Origin of the sequence: Rhodoferax potami, assembly GCF_032193765.1 — a bacterium.
Classification (GTDB): domain Bacteria; phylum Pseudomonadota; class Gammaproteobacteria; order Burkholderiales; family Burkholderiaceae_C; genus Allorhodoferax; species Allorhodoferax potami.
Genome location: NZ_JAVBIJ010000001.1, coordinates 1,096,425 through 1,112,767, shown reverse-complemented (window position 1 = coordinate 1,112,767; position 16,343 = coordinate 1,096,425). Strand labels below are relative to the sequence as shown.

The 16,343-nt window shown below is 60.1% G+C and carries 15 protein-coding genes; 9 read left to right on the top strand and 6 right to left on the bottom strand.

The window, feature by feature from the left end; translation table 11 throughout:
- Window positions 1–80 precede the first annotated feature (80 nt).
- Complete coding sequence (pdxR, locus tag RAE21_RS05325; protein ID WP_313880461.1) at window positions 81–1,544, top strand: MocR-like pyridoxine biosynthesis transcription factor PdxR; 1,464 nt, start codon at window positions 81–83, stop codon at window positions 1,542–1,544.
- On the opposite strand, the gene RAE21_RS05320 is transcribed toward pdxR, so the two are convergent.
- On the bottom strand, window positions 1,531–2,832 hold the full coding sequence (locus RAE21_RS05320) for an NAD(P)/FAD-dependent oxidoreductase (protein WP_313880460.1): 1,302 nt from the start codon (window positions 2,830–2,832) through the stop codon (window positions 1,531–1,533). The two genes, pdxR and RAE21_RS05320, sit on opposite strands and share 14 nt — an antisense overlap.
- Before the next feature lie 12 nt (window positions 2,833–2,844).
- The gene (speB, locus tag RAE21_RS05315; protein ID WP_313880459.1) at window positions 2,845–3,765 is read right to left on the bottom strand and encodes an agmatinase; all 921 of its coding nucleotides are present in this window, start codon (window positions 3,763–3,765) and stop codon (window positions 2,845–2,847) included.
- A 141-nt stretch (window positions 3,766–3,906) separates the two neighbouring features.
- Between speB and RAE21_RS05310 the strand changes: the two genes are divergently transcribed.
- Window positions 3,907–4,845 (top strand): DMT family transporter, encoded by a 939-nt coding sequence (locus tag RAE21_RS05310; protein WP_313880458.1) that lies wholly within the window; start codon window positions 3,907–3,909, stop codon window positions 4,843–4,845.
- Here RAE21_RS05310 and rraA read toward each other — a convergent pair.
- Window positions 4,837–5,370: a ribonuclease E activity regulator RraA gene (gene rraA / locus RAE21_RS05305; RefSeq protein WP_313880457.1), complete on the bottom strand. Its 534-nt coding sequence runs from the start codon at window positions 5,368–5,370 to the stop codon at window positions 4,837–4,839. The two genes, RAE21_RS05310 and rraA, sit on opposite strands and share 9 nt — an antisense overlap.
- Window positions 5,371–5,547: 177 nt before the next feature.
- On the opposite strand from rraA, the gene RAE21_RS05300 reads away from it, so the two are divergent.
- The 6 genes from RAE21_RS05300 (at window position 5,548) to RAE21_RS05275 (ending at window position 11,698) form a co-directional block, all read left to right on the top strand.
- On the top strand, window positions 5,548–5,979 hold the full coding sequence (locus RAE21_RS05300; RefSeq protein ID WP_313873204.1) for an SWIB/MDM2 domain-containing protein: 432 nt from the start codon (window positions 5,548–5,550) through the stop codon (window positions 5,977–5,979).
- A 168-nt stretch (window positions 5,980–6,147) separates the two neighbouring features.
- Window positions 6,148–7,719, top strand: coding sequence for an ABC transporter substrate-binding protein (locus RAE21_RS05295; RefSeq protein ID WP_313880456.1), 1,572 nt, complete (start codon window positions 6,148–6,150; stop codon window positions 7,717–7,719).
- A 65-nt stretch (window positions 7,720–7,784) separates the two neighbouring features.
- A complete protein-coding gene (locus RAE21_RS05290; RefSeq protein ID WP_313880455.1) occupies window positions 7,785–8,765 on the top strand; it encodes an ABC transporter permease in 981 nt (326 codons plus the stop codon).
- Window positions 8,766–8,807: 42 nt separating this feature from the next.
- Window positions 8,808–9,719, top strand: a complete 912-nt coding sequence (locus RAE21_RS05285) for an ABC transporter permease (protein ID WP_313880454.1) — start codon at window positions 8,808–8,810, stop codon at window positions 9,717–9,719.
- A 6-nt stretch (window positions 9,720–9,725) separates the two neighbouring features.
- Window positions 9,726–10,697, top strand: a complete 972-nt coding sequence (locus RAE21_RS05280) for an ABC transporter ATP-binding protein (protein WP_313880453.1) — start codon at window positions 9,726–9,728, stop codon at window positions 10,695–10,697.
- Window positions 10,694–11,698 (top strand): ABC transporter ATP-binding protein, encoded by a 1,005-nt coding sequence (locus tag RAE21_RS05275; RefSeq protein WP_313880452.1) that lies wholly within the window; start codon window positions 10,694–10,696, stop codon window positions 11,696–11,698. Before RAE21_RS05280 ends, RAE21_RS05275 begins: the two co-directional genes overlap by 4 nt.
- A gap of 61 nt (window positions 11,699–11,759) precedes the next feature.
- Here the strand turns inward: RAE21_RS05275 and RAE21_RS05270 are convergent, their stop codons facing one another.
- Window positions 11,760–13,256 carry a tetratricopeptide repeat protein gene (locus tag RAE21_RS05270; protein ID WP_313880451.1) on the bottom strand — a complete coding sequence of 499 codons (1,497 nt, stop codon included), beginning with the start codon at window positions 13,254–13,256 and terminating at the stop codon, window positions 11,760–11,762.
- Window positions 13,257–13,474: 218 nt separating this feature from the next.
- Here RAE21_RS05270 and RAE21_RS05265 point away from each other — a divergent pair, with 218 nt between their 5' ends.
- Window positions 13,475–14,083, top strand: a complete 609-nt coding sequence (locus RAE21_RS05265) for a hypothetical protein (RefSeq protein WP_313880450.1) — start codon at window positions 13,475–13,477, stop codon at window positions 14,081–14,083.
- A 57-nt stretch (window positions 14,084–14,140) separates the two neighbouring features.
- On the opposite strand, the gene gloA2 is transcribed toward RAE21_RS05265, so the two are convergent.
- The gene (gene gloA2, locus RAE21_RS05260; protein WP_313882656.1) at window positions 14,141–14,533 is read right to left on the bottom strand and encodes an SMU1112c/YaeR family gloxylase I-like metalloprotein; all 393 of its coding nucleotides are present in this window, start codon (window positions 14,531–14,533) and stop codon (window positions 14,141–14,143) included.
- A 14-nt stretch (window positions 14,534–14,547) separates the two neighbouring features.
- Window positions 14,548–16,335: a thiamine pyrophosphate-binding protein gene (locus RAE21_RS05255; protein ID WP_313880449.1), complete on the bottom strand. Its 1,788-nt coding sequence runs from the start codon at window positions 16,333–16,335 to the stop codon at window positions 14,548–14,550.
- Window positions 16,336–16,343: the final 8 nt, after the last annotated feature.

The following is a 16,343-nucleotide window of genomic DNA, read 5'->3' as shown; positions in this document are numbered from 1 at the left end:
ATCATTCTGGTGCAAAATTGGTTGCAAACCGGAGCCATTTAAAAGGCCTCCATGGTGCCACTTTAACCATTTGCATCCTCATGCTGTCAGAACTCATCCTCAGTGAAATGCACCAGCTCAGCAACAAAGGGCAGATGCCGCTGCACCGCCAACTGTATGAAGCCCTGCGCCGGGCAGTGCTGCAAGGCAAGCTCCATGCCGGAGACAAGCTCCCCTCCAGCCGCGAACTCACCCAGGATCTGAACTTGTCGCGCAACACGGTGGTGGCCGCCATCAACCAGCTGGTCACTGAGGGCTACCTCGTCAGCCGGGTGGGCAGTGGCACCTACGTCAACGAGCAGTCACGCCCGGTGACGCGCCTCCAGCCTGCGCGAGAAGACAAGGGTTCCGGGCTGTCGAGCCGGGGAATTGCTGTGGCCACCCAGTTCACCTCCGCCCAACTCGAAGTGCAGCCGTTTACCCCGGGTGTCGCCGACTTCAGCGCTTTCCCAGTGGCCCTTTGGCAACGCCTGCAAAACAAGCATTGGCGTATGACTTACCCCGAGATGCTGGACTACTCGTACGGCGGCGGCCACACTCCTTTGAGGCGTGCAGTGGCCGACTACCTCCGGGTATCGCGCAGTGTGCCGGTCGATATGGATCAGGTACTGATCACCAATGGAACCCAACAGTCTCTCGATTTGTGCGCCCACATGCTCGCGGACCACGGGCAATGTGTATGGATGGAAGATCCCGCGTACTGGGGTGCCGTCAAGGCATTCACTGCTGCCGGCTTACAGCTTCACCCTGTTTCCGTCGACCCACACGGGATGGCGCCCGGCCCTCTGGACGACCAGCACCCGCCCCGGCTGATTTACACCACGCCATCGCACCAGTACCCGACCGGTGCCGTCATGTCGCTCGCCCGCCGGCAACAATTGCTAGCCTTGGGCCGGCAACACAACGCCTGGATCCTGGAGGACGACTACGACAGCGAGTTCCGTTTCAGCGGCCCTCCCCTCTCGTCCTTGGCCGGGCTCGATCACAGCGGCCGGGTGATTTACCTCGGGTCCTTTTCCAAGGTGCTCTACCCGGGCCTCAAGCTGGGGTATCTGGTCGTCCCCAAAACCGTAGCTGCGGCTTTCAAGCAAGCCCACTACGACCTCAACCGGCCGGGGCAACTCCCCCTGCAGGCAGCACTCGCGGAATTCATAGAGCTGGGCCATTTTGCGGCGGCCTTGCGAAAGGCGCGACAAAGCTATGCACAGCGCCGGAAATGCTTGCTGGACGCGCTTCAGCCCATATTGGGACCGAACGCGAGCATCAGTGGCGCTGAGCAGGGCTTGCACTTGTGCCTGCAGCTTCCCACAAGGCTGGACGACGAATCGCTGGCCCGCCGGATCGGACAAGCCGGCATGGTGGTTCGCCCCCTGTCCGCCTACTGTCTCGCACGGCGCGACGCCAAAGGCCTCGTGATCGGCTACGGATACGCCACCTTGCAGGACATTGCGCATTGGGGCCCGCAGCTCGCCCGCTTGGTTGCTGGCGCGCTCAAAGATCTCTGAGCTGGTGATACGCCATGCCCAGCACCAAACTGGGTGTGCGCAACCAGCGCCCGCCCGGAAAGCCGCGATGCTGGATGCGCGCAAACACATCCAAGCGCTCGGCCTGACCGGCAATGGCTTGCGCGACCAAACGCCCCGCCAAGCCGGTTAAGGCCACTCCGTGCCCGCTGAAGCCCTGCAAGTAATACACATTGCCATCGATGCGGCCGAAATCAGGTGCACGGTTCATGCTGATATCGACAAAGCCGCCCCACACAAACTCCAAGCGCGCCTTGGCGAGTTGCGGGAACACCCGGGTCACTCGCTGCTGCATGGTGGCCGCCAGATTGCGCGGCGTAGCGGTGGAGTAGCTCACCCCGCCACCGAACAAGAGACGGTGATCTGCACTCCGGCGGAAATAGTCCACCGCAAAATTGTTGTCGCACACCGCCGCGTTTGCGGGCAGCAAGCTGCTGGCTAGTGTCTCAGGCAGTGGCTCGGTGCCCACCATGTAAGTGCCCACCGGCATGATGCGGCTGCGAATCTCCGGCGCCACCCGGGGGCCGAATTCCGGCAAGGTGCAATTGCCCGCCAGGACGGCAAAATCCGCATGTACCTCACCGGTGGCTGTTTTGGCCGTCACCCTCGCTCCCCGCTCCAGCGCGGTCACCGGTGAAGACTCAAACACCTGCACCCCTGCCGCTAATGCTGCACGCATGAGACCCAGGCCGTACTTCAAGGGATGCAAATGTCCCGAGATGGGCTCCCACGTCGCGGCAACATAGCGCTCGCTCTGAATCTGCTGCTGCAGGGCAGCCCCCTCTAGCCAGCGGGTGCTGAACCCGTAGTCACGTTCCAGTGCCTCGGCATCGGCTTCTAGGGCACGCGCTTTGCGGGGGCGGTCGGCCACCGTCAGGTACCCGGTGGCCAGATCACACGCGATCTGGTGCTCTGCCACTCGTTCTTTGAGCAGGGCTACGGCTTCCAAAGACATGTCCCACACGCTCCGCGCGAGCGTCTTGCCACCCTGCTGCTCCAGCGGTTCCTGCCCACTGGCCACGCCCACGATAAATTGCCCGCCATTGCGCCCCGACGCTCCGCTGACTACCCGATCCGCCTCCAGCAGCACGACCGAGTAGCCCGCTGCGCGCAAATCCAGCGCACAACACAAGCCGGCAAAGCCACCACCCACCACCACCACATCCGCCCGGTGCGGGCCCTCCAGCACCGCAGTGGCCGGGGGACGGGTCACACTCGCTTCGTAATAGCTGTTGCGATGGAGTTGGGTGTCGGACTTCAGCAGAGACATGACAATTGCGTGTTACTTGGCCAATTTGGCGGCCTGCCCGCTCAGGTAAGTCCAGACAAATGTCGCCGCGGCATTGCTGGTGAGTTCGGCATGGTCATACGCGGGGGCGACCTCGACACAGTCCATCCCGATGAACGACAGCGGCGCTAACTCCTCCAACAAGGTCAGCACTTGAGAGCTGCTCATGCCACCCGGCTCGGGGGTTCCGGTGCCGGGGGCAAATGCAGGATCCAGACAATCGATGTCCAGCGTCAAATACACCGGCGTGTCGCCGATTCGCTCACGGATGGCCGCGACCACACCTGCAAGTCCATCGCCATCGCGCCCGCGCAGGTCGCGGGCAGTAAAGATCAGCCCGCCTTGGTCCTGCACGTATTCCCGGGCGGCACGGGTGCCACTGGATCGCAGCCCGATCTGAATGGTTTTTTCAGGCTGCACCAGTCCTTCTTGCAGCGCCTCGTAGGTCCAGGTGCCATGGCCTGAGGGCTCACCGAAATGGTCCTCCCAGGTGTCACAGTGCGCATCAAAATGGATCAGCGCCACCGCACCATGGCGGCGCTTGATCGCGCGCAGCAACGGCAAGGTGACGGAATGGTCGCCCCCTAGAAATACGCAGTGATGCTGGGCCAGCAGAGCGTCTGCTTGAGCCTCAATCGCAGCCCGAACATTCACCAAGGGCGATGCATTCGGCAAAGCAAACTCGCCCGCGTCACCCAGCACATCGATCGGGGTCACACCAAAAAGCGGATGCAGCCCATCACACAACATCAACGATGCGCGCCGGATCTCCTGGGGGCCGAATCGTGCACCCGGGCGGTTGGTCACCGCGCCGTCAAACGGGATGCCCGCCAGGGCAAACGCCTGGTGCTGAAGCGGCTCGCAAGCCAAAAAGCGATTGCTGTTGCTCGCGTAAGCGAAGGTACCTGCACCCATGAAGCATCCTTTAGTCAAAAAGTCGATTGATTGGTATGGGCGTGACCTTACCTGAGCGACATCCCGTGCATGGAGCCACTTGGCGCCAGTGACTTGGTGTAGGCTCTTCGGGTCCTTGTTAGTCCGATTCACAGTGCCCCCATGAACACCACGCCCCGGCTCCTTTCCTACGCTTTGCTGGCCTCCAGCATGGCACTCGTCGGCAGTTATGTCGCACTCTCCAAGCCGCTGGTGATGGTGCTCCCGGTGTTTTTGCTGGCGTGGCTGCGCTTTGGTATCGGCGGCTTGGCCACCATCCATTGGCTCAAGCGACCCGCAGACGAAATGCCGATGAGTCCCGCCACCCGCAAGTTTTTGTTCTTGGAGTCCTTCTTCGGAAACTTTCTGTTTTCGATCTGCATGTTGTACGGCGTAAGCATGACCACCGCAGTGTCTGCCGGCGTCATCATGGCGGCCATTCCGGCAGTCGTGGCGCTGATGAGCTGGGTGTTTCTCAAGGAAAAAATCAGTGGCCGCACGTGGCTTGCTGTCGCGTGCAGCGCCTTGGGTATCGGCTTGCTCGCACTATCAAAAAGTGAGCACTCTGCGCACGGATCATCTGCGCCAAGCGGCGATTTGAATCAGAACAACCATCTTTTGGGCAACGCTCTGGTGTTTGCCGCAGTGCTCTGCGAAGCCGCTTATGCAGTGATTGCCAAAAAGCTCACCGGTGCCCTGACTCCGCGCCGCATCACCGCGCTCATTAATTTGTGGGGCTTTGCGTTGATGACACCTCTGGGCGCTTACGTCGCCTGGTCGTTTGACTTCGGCGCAGTGACGGCAGGCTCCTGGCTGCTGCTGCTGTTTTACTCTTTGGCCGCCAGCGTCTGGACCGTGTGGCTGTGGATGAGCGGCCTGAAAAACGTGCCCGCTTCGCGCGCCGGGGTGTTCACTGTGATGCTGCCGATATCGGCCGCTGTGGTGGGCGTTTTGGTTCTGGGCGAACCACTGGGTGGCCTTCAGATGGTGGCGTTCGGCATCGCTCTATTGAGCGTTGTACTGGCTACGCTGCCGGGGCGCGGCAGCGCACCCTCACACTAAGGGGCGGGGTGCGATCACTATGCCGTCCCGGTCGGCATACAACCAGTCACCCGGGCGCACCCACACGCCCTGCACCCGCACCGGGAGCTGCACCAAACCCTGTTGACGTTTTTCGGTAGGCAATGGCATGGGCGCCAGAGCCCGTATGCCCACAGGCTGCTGCTCCAGCTCTGCAAGATCGCGGACACACCCGTTGACCACAATACCGGCCCACCCATTGCGGGCCGCTGCTGCGGCCAAATTGCCTCCGACCAACGCGCGCTGCATCGAGGCGCCGCCATCGACCACCAGCACCTGCGCCACGCGGCCCGCTGGCGTATCGAGCCACCCCTGAGAATCTACCGCCTGCTTCACAAAGCTGTTGTCTTCCAAACACTGCACGGTATACACCGGCCCACAGAAGGCTGACAGTCCGCCGAACTCTCTAAAGACAGGGGGCAACACCCTGAAATCACCGCTGCTGTCACCCTTGTAGAGATCGCAAAAGTCACAGGTGGAAAACGAAGGAAACACGAAACCGGACATCAGGGCACTCCTTGAGGACTCAATTGCATGAATTCTCCAATGAAAAAAACAACATTCACGCAGGAAAATTGACCATGCTCCCTTGGAAAGCCGCTTTTTTGCCATTAGCATGTGTGCCACCAGTGAAGAAGCTTTTTTTTGCTGGGCTAAAACCAACTTCAAAAAGGACAATTCACCATGGCAACTGCGAAAAAAGCGCCGGCTAAGAAGGCCGCTGCACCAGCAAAGAAAGCTGCTCCTGCAACCAAGGCTGCAGCACCTGCGAAGAAAGTAGCCGTCAAGGCTGCGGCTCCTGCAAAGAAAGCCGCTGCACCCGCCAAGAAAGCTGCAGCACCTGCGAAGAAGGCCCCCGCCAAAAAGCGCACTGTGAACGCCGCGTTCATGAAAGCCCTGACCCCCAGCTCCGCACTGGCTGCAGTGGTCGGTTCAGCTGCATTGCCACGCACCGAAGTGGTGAGCAAGCTCTGGACATACATCAAAAAGCACGGCCTGCAAGACGCGGCTAACAAGCGCAACATCAACGCCGATGCCAAGCTCAAAGAAATCTTCGGCAAAGCCCAAGTCACCATGTTTGAATTGGCTGGCCTGATCGGCAAGCACCTGAAGTAAGTCGCCTGCGTGACTACCAAAAAAGGCCGGACTCTCCGGCCTTTTTTTATTCGTGGTAAGGGTGAAAAAAGCCGCGATCTGGACCCCGGAACACCTAGGGTTTTCCGCCAATTTTTATTGGTATGGTTTATGCATAATCGCCACCTTTAAACCAAGGGATTTTTACCCATGAAACTCCAGGTACTCGCTCTCGCCGCAACCATGGCATTCGGAGCAACCGCATTGCAGGCCAAGACATTCAAATGGTCCAGCTCCAGTGATATTGCAACTTGGGACATCCACTCCCAAAACAACGCACTCCAAAACGGCATTCACGCCGCGGTCTACGAAAGCCTCGTTTACTACAACAGCAAGACTTTCAAGATCGAACCCGTACTGGCAACTGCCTGGAAAGACATCTCCCCTACCCAGATGCGCTTCACTCTGCGCAGTGGCGTGAAGTTCCATGACGGCAGCCCGTTGACTGTGGATGACGCTGTGTTCTCCATCCAGCGCGCCATGATGCCGACATCGAACTTCACCCCCTACATCCAAGGCGTGGACAAGGTCGTCAAGGTCAACGAAACCACCTTCGACGTCTACAGCAAGACACCCAACCCCGTGTTGCTGAACCAGATGACCGAGCTGCGTGTGATGAGCAAAGCTTGGGCCGAGAAGAACAAGTCTGTGGCCCCCAAGGACATCAAGACCCAAGAAGAGAATTTTGCCCACCGCAATGCCAACGGCACCGGCCCTTACATGCTCAAAGAGTGGTTGCCGGACCAAAAGCTGGTTCTCACCCAAAACAAAGGCTGGTGGGGCAAGAGTGAATCGAATGTGACAGAAATCGTCTACACCCCCGTCAAGGCAGTGGCTACCCGTATGGCGGCCTTGCTCTCCGGCGAAGTGGACCTAGTGCTGGACCCCAGCCCGCAAGACTTGCCACGCGTGCGCTCTAACGCCGATTTGAAGGTGATGGACGGCATTGAAAACCGCACCATTTTCTTCGGCATGGACCAGTTCCGCGACGAGCTAGTGGGCAGCAACATCAAAGGCAAAAACCCGCTGAAAGATGTGCGCGTCCGCAAGGCGCTCTACCAGGCAATCGACGCAGACGCCATCACCCGCGTCACCATGCGTGGACTGGGTCAAGCCACCGGCGCCATCGTGGCTCCTCAGGTCACTGGCTGGACCGAAGCCGTGCACAAGCGTTACCCGTTCGACGTGGCTGCTGCTCAAAAACTGTTGGCCGATGCTGGCTACAAAGACGGTTTTGAAGTGGATTTGGCTTGCCCGAACAACCGTTACATCAACGACGAACAGATCTGCCAGGCAGTGACTGCCATGTGGTCGCGTATCGGCGTGAAGGCGAAGCTGCGCACCCTGCCATTGGTGACCTACTTCCCCATGATCCAGCGCAACGAAGCCAGCATTTACATGCTGGGCTGGGGCGTGCCCACATTTGATGCGTTGTACAGCCTGCAATCGCTGGTTCGCACCGTGGGCGCCGGCGGTGACGGCAACTACAACGTAGGCCGTTACAGCAACCCTCAGATGGACGCTTTGATCGAGCGCACCAAAAAAGAAACTGACCTGAAGCTGCGCACCGAATTGCTCACCAAAGCACTTCAACTGCACAACGACGACGTTGCCAATATTCCTTTGCATAACCAAGTCATTCCTTGGGCCATGAAGAAGAACATTGACGTGGTCCACCGCGCAGACAACCGCCTCGACTGGCGCTTGGTCAAAGTTAAGTAAGACCGCACTTCTTTAGTAAACGGGGTCGCGGCAGCATATGCCGCGGCCCTCATTTTTTTGAATCTATGTTTGCATTCATAGTGCGGCGCTTGGCGCAAGCGGCATTGGTGATGGTCACCGTTGCCCTCATATCGTTCATGCTGTTTCAATACGTTGGCGACCCCGTCGTCTTCTTGCTGGGACAAGATGCAACGCAAGAGCAAATCAAGGAACTGCGTCAGGCCCTGGGCCTTGACCAACCTTTTATTGTTCAGTTCTGGCATTTCCTCAGGAATGCTGCCCAGGGTGAGTTCGGTTTCAGTTTGCGCCAGGGGACCCAGGTCTCCGCGCTGATTGCTGAGCGCTTCCCTGCCACCCTTGAGCTCGCTTTGGTCGCTGGTTTTCTGGCACTTGCGGTCGGGATCCCCATGGGGGTTTATGCCGCGCTCAAACGCGGCTCGTTCTTGAGCCAAGTGTTTATGACGCTGTCGCTTCTGGGCGTCTCGCTTCCCACCTTCTTGATCGGCATTTTGCTGATTCTGGTGTTCGCCGTGACGCTGGGCTGGTTCCCGAGCTTCGGCCGCGGAGAAGTGGTGAAGATCGGCTGGTGGACCAGCGGTTTGCTGACGGCTAAAGGCTGGCACCACATCGTGTTACCGGCAGTCACTTTGGCCATTTTTCAGCTCACCCTGATCATGCGACTGGTGCGTGCGGAAATGTTGGAAGTCTTGCGGACCGACTACATCAAGTTCGCGCGCGCGCGGGGTCTGACGACACGCGCTGTTCACTTCGGGCATGCGCTGAAAAACACACTGGTACCTGTGATGACGATCACCGGCTTGCAGCTCGGCGGTTTGATTGCCTTCGCCATCATCACGGAAACTGTGTTTCAGTGGCCGGGCATGGGCCTCTTGTTCATTCAGGCGGTGACGTTTGCAGACATTCCGGTCATGGCCGCTTACCTCTGCCTGATTGCCTTGATCTTTGTGGTCATCAATCTGATCGTGGACCTGCTGTATTTCGCGGTGGACCCGCGGCTGCGTGCCGGCAAGTCCGGCGGGCATTGAGCCACAGAACCCAACCTTATTTCCCTCACAGAGGAACATCAATTGAACTCTCTATTTCACCGGTGGTGGGATGGCGATGTGGGCTATAGCTTCCGCACGTCCCCCACTGCCATCTTCGCTGCGCTGATTGCACTCACCTGTCTGGTGTGTGCGATCTTTGCGCCCTGGATTGCACCCCACAACCCGTTTGACTTGTCCACCCTCCAGCTGGACAACGCCCGACTCCCTCCCGCCTGGAGTGAAGGCGGCAAAGCCGGCTACCTGCTGGGCACCGACGATCAGGGCCGCGACATTTTGTCCGCCTTGATGTACGGCGCCCGCATCTCGCTGGCAGTGGGGCTCGCCTCCGTGGTGTTGTCACTGCTGGTCGGGGTCAGTTTTGGCCTGCTGGCGGGCTTCCTGGGTGGTTGGGTTGACGCCTTGCTGATGCGCTTGTGCGACGTGATGCTCTCCTTCCCCGCAATCCTGGTCGCTTTGCTGATTGCGGGTGTGGGACGCGCGCTCTTCCCCAATGCGCATGAGTCCCTCGCCTTTGGCGTGCTGATCATCTCGATCTCGTTAACGGGTTGGGTGCAATACGCCCGCACCGTGCGCGGCAGTACCCTCGTCGAGCGCAACAAGGAATATGTGCAAGCCGCACGGGTCACCGGTGTGGCACCGCTTCGCATCATGCGCAAGCATGTGCTGCCCAACGTGCTCGGCCCCGTGCTGGTGCTGGCCACGATTCAGGTAGCCACGGCCATCATTACCGAAGCCACCCTCTCCTTCCTTGGCGTTGGTGCGCCACCCACCTCGCCGTCGCTAGGCACCCTGATCCGGGTCGGCAACGACTACCTGTTCTCCGGCGAATGGTGGATCACCATTTTCCCGGGCGCGATGCTGGTCTTGATTGCCCTTAGCGTTAATTTGCTGGGTGATTGGTTGCGCGATGCCCTGAACCCCCGCTTGAGATAACCACCTATGAGTTTGTTACAAGTTAAAAATCTGGTGGTGGAGTTCCCATCACGCAAGGGCACGCTGCGTGCGCTCGATCAAGTCTCATTCGACATTGCACCCGGAGAAATTCTGGGCGTTGTCGGTGAATCCGGCGCCGGCAAATCGCTGACCGGGGCGGCGATCATCGGCCTATTGGAGCCACCGGGCCGAATCGGCAGCGGCGAGATCCTGCTGGAAGGCCAGCGTATCGACAACCTGCCGCAAGACCGCATGCGTGCGATACGGGGCCGCAAGATCGGCGCGATCTTTCAGGATCCGCTGACCTCGCTGAACCCGCTCTACTCGGTCGGCCGGCAACTGATTGAAACCATCACCACCCACCTGCCACTGAACCAGGCACAGGCGCGTGAACGGGCGATTCAGCTGCTCAAAGACACCGGCATTCCGGCAGCAGAACAGCGGATCGACCACTATCCGCACCAGTTCTCTGGCGGCATGCGCCAGCGCGTCGTGATCGCTTTGGCCTTGGCCGCAGAGCCCAAGCTGATCGTGGCCGACGAACCCACCACGGCACTGGACGTCTCCATCCAGGCGCAAATCATCACCTTGCTCAAGACCATTTGCAAAGAGCGTGGTGCTGCGGTCATGCTGATTACCCACGACATGGGCGTCATTGCCGAGACCTGCGATCGCGTGGCTGTGATGTATGCGGGCCGGGTGGCAGAAATCGGCCCCGTGCACGATGTGATCAACCGTCCGTCACACCCCTATACGGCGGGCCTGATGGCCTGTATCCCCGACATGAGCCAAGATCGCGAAAACCTCCACCAGATTGATGGTGCCATGCCACGACTGAATGCCATTCCACAAGGCTGCGCATTCAACCCCCGCTGCACCCGCACCATCGCCAAGTGCACCCAACAACGCCCCGACCTGATGCAGGCAGGCAACACCCAAGCAGCCTGCTGGCTGCACGAGGCTGGAGGTGCCGCATGAGCCAAGATGCACAACCGCTGGTAAGGGCGACTGACCTCGCCAAGACCTTTGACGTCTCTGCCCCCTGGCTGAACCGGGTGATCGAGCGCAAACCCAAGATGCTGCTGAAGGCAGTGAATGGCGTGAGCTTCGATATCGAACGCGGCACCACCCTCGCACTCGTGGGCGAGTCCGGATGCGGCAAAAGCACGGTCGCGCGTTTGCTGGTCGGTTTGTATGAACCCACCCGTGGCGGCTTTGAATTCGATGGGCAAGATGCCCATGCCGCATTCAAAACCCCAGAGGGACGCAAACTGCGCCGCCGGGTGCAGATGGTGTTCCAAGACCCTTATGCCAGCCTGAATCCGCGCTGGACGGTGGGTGACATCATTGCCGAGCCCCTGATCGAGCATGAAATCCTGAGTGAACAAGCTGCCCTGGACCAACGCGTGGGCGAGCTGCTGGAGTCTGTCGGACTCTCGGCACAAGACCGCATCAAGTTTCCGCACCAGTTCTCGGGTGGCCAGCGTCAGCGTATTTCCATTGCACGGGCTTTGGCTACCCAGCCGGAGTTTCTGGTGTGCGATGAACCCACGTCCGCCCTGGACGTGAGTGTGCAGGCGCAAGTGCTCAACATCATGAAAGACCTGCAACGCAAGCAGGGCCTGACCTACCTGTTCATCTCGCACAACCTCGCGGTAGTACGGCATGTCAGCGACCAGGTCGGGGTCATGTACTTGGGTGGCTTGGTGGAGTTGGCTGACAAACACACACTGTTCGACAGCCCGCGTCACCCTTACACCCGCATGTTGCTGGACGCTATTCCCAAAATGCACGACACCGGGCGCGCACGGACGGCGGTGGCAGGCGAAGTGCCGAACCCGCTCAACCCGCCATCGGGTTGTGCGTTTCACCCGCGCTGCCCGCATGCCAATGCACGCTGCAAGAGTGAAAAGCCAGAAATGAAAAATATCGATGGCATTCGCGTCGCATGCCATGCGGTGGAGGAAGGCCGGATCTGATGCCCCTCGGCGGAACCGTTTGCGGTTCCGCCACTAGAAAGGCCTTGTGAAAGTGGCCTTTCTAGGCCTCCCACCCCGCGGCCACCAGCGCGTTCAAAAACTTGTCGCGCTGATCCGCATGCACAAACGGATGACCGAACTGCACCGCCTGCAGGTTGTAGCCCCGGCCACCCATGGCTTGCTTTAAACTGGTTTGGGCCGCCGCCAAATCCCCGGCAGCAGACAAACAGGCCGCCAACAGCAAGTGGTTGAAATACCAGTCAGGCCGTTTGGCCGTGGCCTCGCGGGCATAGCGCACCGCATCTCCGTAGCGGCCCTCGATAAAGCAGGCGATCGCCCGGCTACGGATCCAGAGGCTCAGGTGCGGATCATGCGGGCTCGCATCAATGGCCTGCAAAATGAACTCTTCCGCTTCCTCGGTTCTGCCGGAAAACACCAGCAAGCGACCCAGCTCACCGGCCGCAGCGGCGGCTTGGGGATACAAGCTCAGAGAACACTCCAACTCGGCAATGGCCGCCGCCATTTGCCCTGCACAAGACAAGGCAGTGCCTAGCGTGAAATGGGCAAAGGCATCACGCTCGTCATTGCGCACCGCAACCAGCGCCAAGCGATTGGCTTCGGCTACTGCAGCGCGCGGATCTTCGGCCCACGCACCCCAGAGCTTGGCCATGTGCACAAATGCCATCAGCGAAAGACAGGCCGAGTCACCCGGCTTGATTTCCAGGGCCCGGGTCAGCAAGCTTTGGGCTTGCAGCACATGGTCAGGCGTGGTGCGCCAGAAATGCCAACGGGCGCGCATCAGCAAGTCCCAGTGCTCCATGTCTTTGGGCGCCACCAGGGCGGAGACCCGCTCCTCGCTGTGCAGATACACCGGCTCAATCGCACTCACAATGTGTGCAGAAATCTCGGCTTGCAGTGCAAACATGTCGTTCAGCGGGCGGTCAAAACGGTCTGACCACAGCGTTTCACCGGTCGTCGTATCCACCAGTTCGGCGGTCATGCGCAGCATCGCCCCGGCACGGCGCACACTGCCCAACACCAGGTAACGGGCCCGCAAAGCAACGCCCACGGCCTGATTGCTCTCCGTGGTGTTGCGATAGGCAAACGACGAGTTCCTGGACACCACCAGCAACCAAGGCGATTTGGTCAGGTAGCTGATGATGTCTTCCGCAAGACCGTCTGAAAAATACTCCTGGTCAGGGTCTGCATTGAGGTTCACAAACGGCAACACCGCAATCGTCCGCCGGTAGGCCTGAACATCGGCCGCAAGGGTTTTGGGCAGCACCGGCGCCACCGCATTGGTTTGCGTCTGGCTTGTCACAAGTCGCAAGGTAAAGCGGTAGCCACGGCTAGGCACTGTTGCAATCGCGTCAGCGCCCAAGATGCGGCGCAAGCTGGAAACGTGGACTTGGAGGTTGTTTTCCTCCACCACCAAACCCGGCCAGACCACATCGAACAACTTCTTTTTGGTGACCAGTTCACCGGCATGGTCCAGCAGCACACACAACACATCGAAGGCCCGGGCCCCGACCATCACGGTCTGGCCGTGGCGGAGCAACCTGCGCTCATGCCGCTGAAGAACAAAATCACCAAAGGCACTGATTCCGGGGTCTGCGACAGCGGAAGTGGGGTTAACGAGCAATGTGCACTTTCTGTTTTTGAGTAGAGCAGGCAGTCGGCGGCCCAACGAATTCAGGAATTTTAAGGAGTCATTAAATACTTTTGGGGGGTTGTCGAACCAAACTCACCACAGTCGTTGTTACAAAACCATATTCCATGCCCAACCCCATCCACCCTGCCGAGCCAGCGGCATCGCTCTGGACCCAAACCATCGTGCTGCGCAATGCGCAAAACCAGGAAGAAGCGATCAGTATCGGGCCAGACCGCAAGGTTTGGAGCTTTATTGCGGACACGGGCGACAGCCGCTTTGAGGCCAGCGGCCAGCGACTGGAAAACCTGGGGCTTTCGGCAGACTTTGTCACCGTTGGACGCAATTCGGTGGGCGCCTTGGTGGTCATCGCCGCCAAAGGTTTGACCCTGCACTACCGCACAGAAAGGCCGCTCACCGCCCTGGACATGGCCGATGGCCTGCGCCATCGCTGGACACCGGCAAAACCGATTCAACTCCCACGGATTGAGGGTGCCGTTGGCGTTCGCCGCCTGTACACACAGTCCAGCTTCAGCGGCCTGCGGATCGCCCTGATTGTGGACACCGAAACGCCTGAGTATGGCGCCAGTTACATGATGGTTTGCTCGCAATGGGGCGAAACAGGCCCTGGCCCGTTCATCTTGCTGCCCCCCTTGGGCGCCCACAAGCCCGCGCCCCATAAACCCGCCGGCCCTACCCTGCGCAACCGCATTTTCGGATCGACACAAATCGCATGATTTAAGCCGCTAGCGCAGGTATATGCTGAGCCACCAGCTATTCATTTGATAGCAAATTTACTGGCCAGCCTCGTAGATTTCGAGTGGCAGCCCATCCGGATCGGCAAAGAACGTGAACCGCTTGCCGGTGTACTCGTCAACCCGCACTGCTTCCACCGCCACGCCTAGTGCCTCGAGTTGCTGTTTGGCAAGCTCCACATCGGCCACCGCAAAACACAGGTGCCGCAAGCCACACGCCTCCGGGCGTGAAGGGCGCGGTGGCGGGTTCGGGAACGAAAACAACTCGATCTGCGAGCCATCCGGCAAGGCCAGATCCAGCTTCCAGGAGTCGCGCGCGCTGCGGTAGTTCTCCGCCAGCACGCGCAAACCCAAAACCTCGACATAAAAGTGCTTGGAGCGGGCGTAGTCCGACGCAATCACCGCCACATGGTGCACACCTTGTAACTGCAGCGCAGGTATGGCGCTCATCGCTTGAGGGCGTTTTGGGTCAGGCTCTGCAGGGTTCCGCGGGTGCTGATGAGCTCAGGCTCCAGCACCACCTCAATCACGGTGCCCTGCGGCCGGGCCAAGGCGGCAAGCAGCTCGGCCTCAAAATCTGCACTCTTGCGGATCGTGACACCGGCATAGCCATAGGCCCTCGCCAGCGCACCGAAGTCGGGGTTCGCCAGCGCAGTACCCGCCACATGCTCCGGATATTCGCGCTCCTGGTGCATGCGGATGGTGCCGTACATGCCGTTGTTCAACAGCAAAATAATGCTCTTGGCACCATGCTGCACCGCGGTGGCGAGCTCCTGCCCGTTCATCAGGAAATCGCCATCCCCGGCAATCGTGAATGCCACCCGGCTCTGGCCGCTACCAGTCGCTTCTTGGCTCAAAATCGCCGCCGCAATCCCTGCGGGCACGCCATAACCCATGGCGCCGTTGGTAGGCGCCAGCTGGGTTTTGTGACCGGCGGCCAGGCCGGTGTAGCGGTAGAAACGGTGCAGCCAGCTTGCAAAGTTGCCGGCACCGTTTGTCAGCACCGCATCGGCAGGCAAGTGCTTTTGCAAACACGCGATCACATGGGGCATGTCCACCAAACCGCGCTCGTTGTCGGCCGGCAAATCGGCAATCACCGAGGGCACCAAATTCGCCTGGTAGTCGGCGTTGCAGGCCTGTGTCCAGGATTCCCACGGCACATTCACCGGTGCGGTCAACACCTCCAGAGAGCGGGCCGCGGCGCGCATGCTGGCGTGAATGGCTAGATCCGCTTGGTACACCCGGTTGAGCTCTTCTGCACTGGCGTGGATGTGCACCAGCGTCTGCGCCGCTTTGGGCGCTTGCAGCAGGGTGTAGCCACCGGTGGTCATTTCACCCAAACGGGGGCCGATGGCGATGATCAAGTCACTGTCGCGGACCCGCTTGGCAAGCGCCGGGTTGATGCCGATGCCCACATCGCCCGCGTACTGCGGGTGGTGGTTGTCAAAGGTGTCTTGAAAGCGGAACGCATTGCCGACCGGCAAGCGCCAGTTTTCAGCGAAGCGCTGCAGCGCTTGCGCGGCCTGCGGCGTCCACCCACCGCCCCCGGCAATCACTAAGGGGCGCTCTGCTTTCAGGAGCAGCTGGCGCAGATCCCGCAGGGCACCGGGATCGCTCCAGGCCTCGACGTGCTCGATGCGGGCCAGCGGCTGGGGAAGTTGCCCCGCCGCATCAGGCACCAACACTTGCGTCAACATGTCTTCCGGCAACACCAGCACCACCGGGCCGGGGCGGCCATTCATGGCGGTGGCAAAAGCGCGCGCCACATATTCGGGAATGCGTTTCGCATCATCAATCCGCTCGACCCGCTTGGCCATGCCCAAGGCACTGGGGCCGAACATGACCCGGTAATCCATCTCCTGAAAAGCCTCGCGGTCGCGCTGGTCGCTAGCCACATCCCCGATGAAAAGCACCATCGGCGTGGAATCCTGAAACGCGGTGTGCACCCCAATGCTGGCATTCGTTGCCCCCGGGCCGCGGGTCACAAAACAAATACCGGGGCGGCCGGTCAGCTTGCCCTGGGCTTCCGCCATGAACGCAGCACCGCCCTCTTGCCGGTTGATGATGAAGCGAATCTGATCCCGGTAGCGGTGAAAGCCATCGAGCACCGCCAAATAGCTTTCGCCCGGCACACCAAAAGCGTGGGTAACGCCCTGTGCAATCAGGCACTGGACCAAGAGGTGCCCGGCGAGTGCGGGGGTGGAGGTGTCAAGAGTGGGTGTGGATGTCTGCATGCCCGACA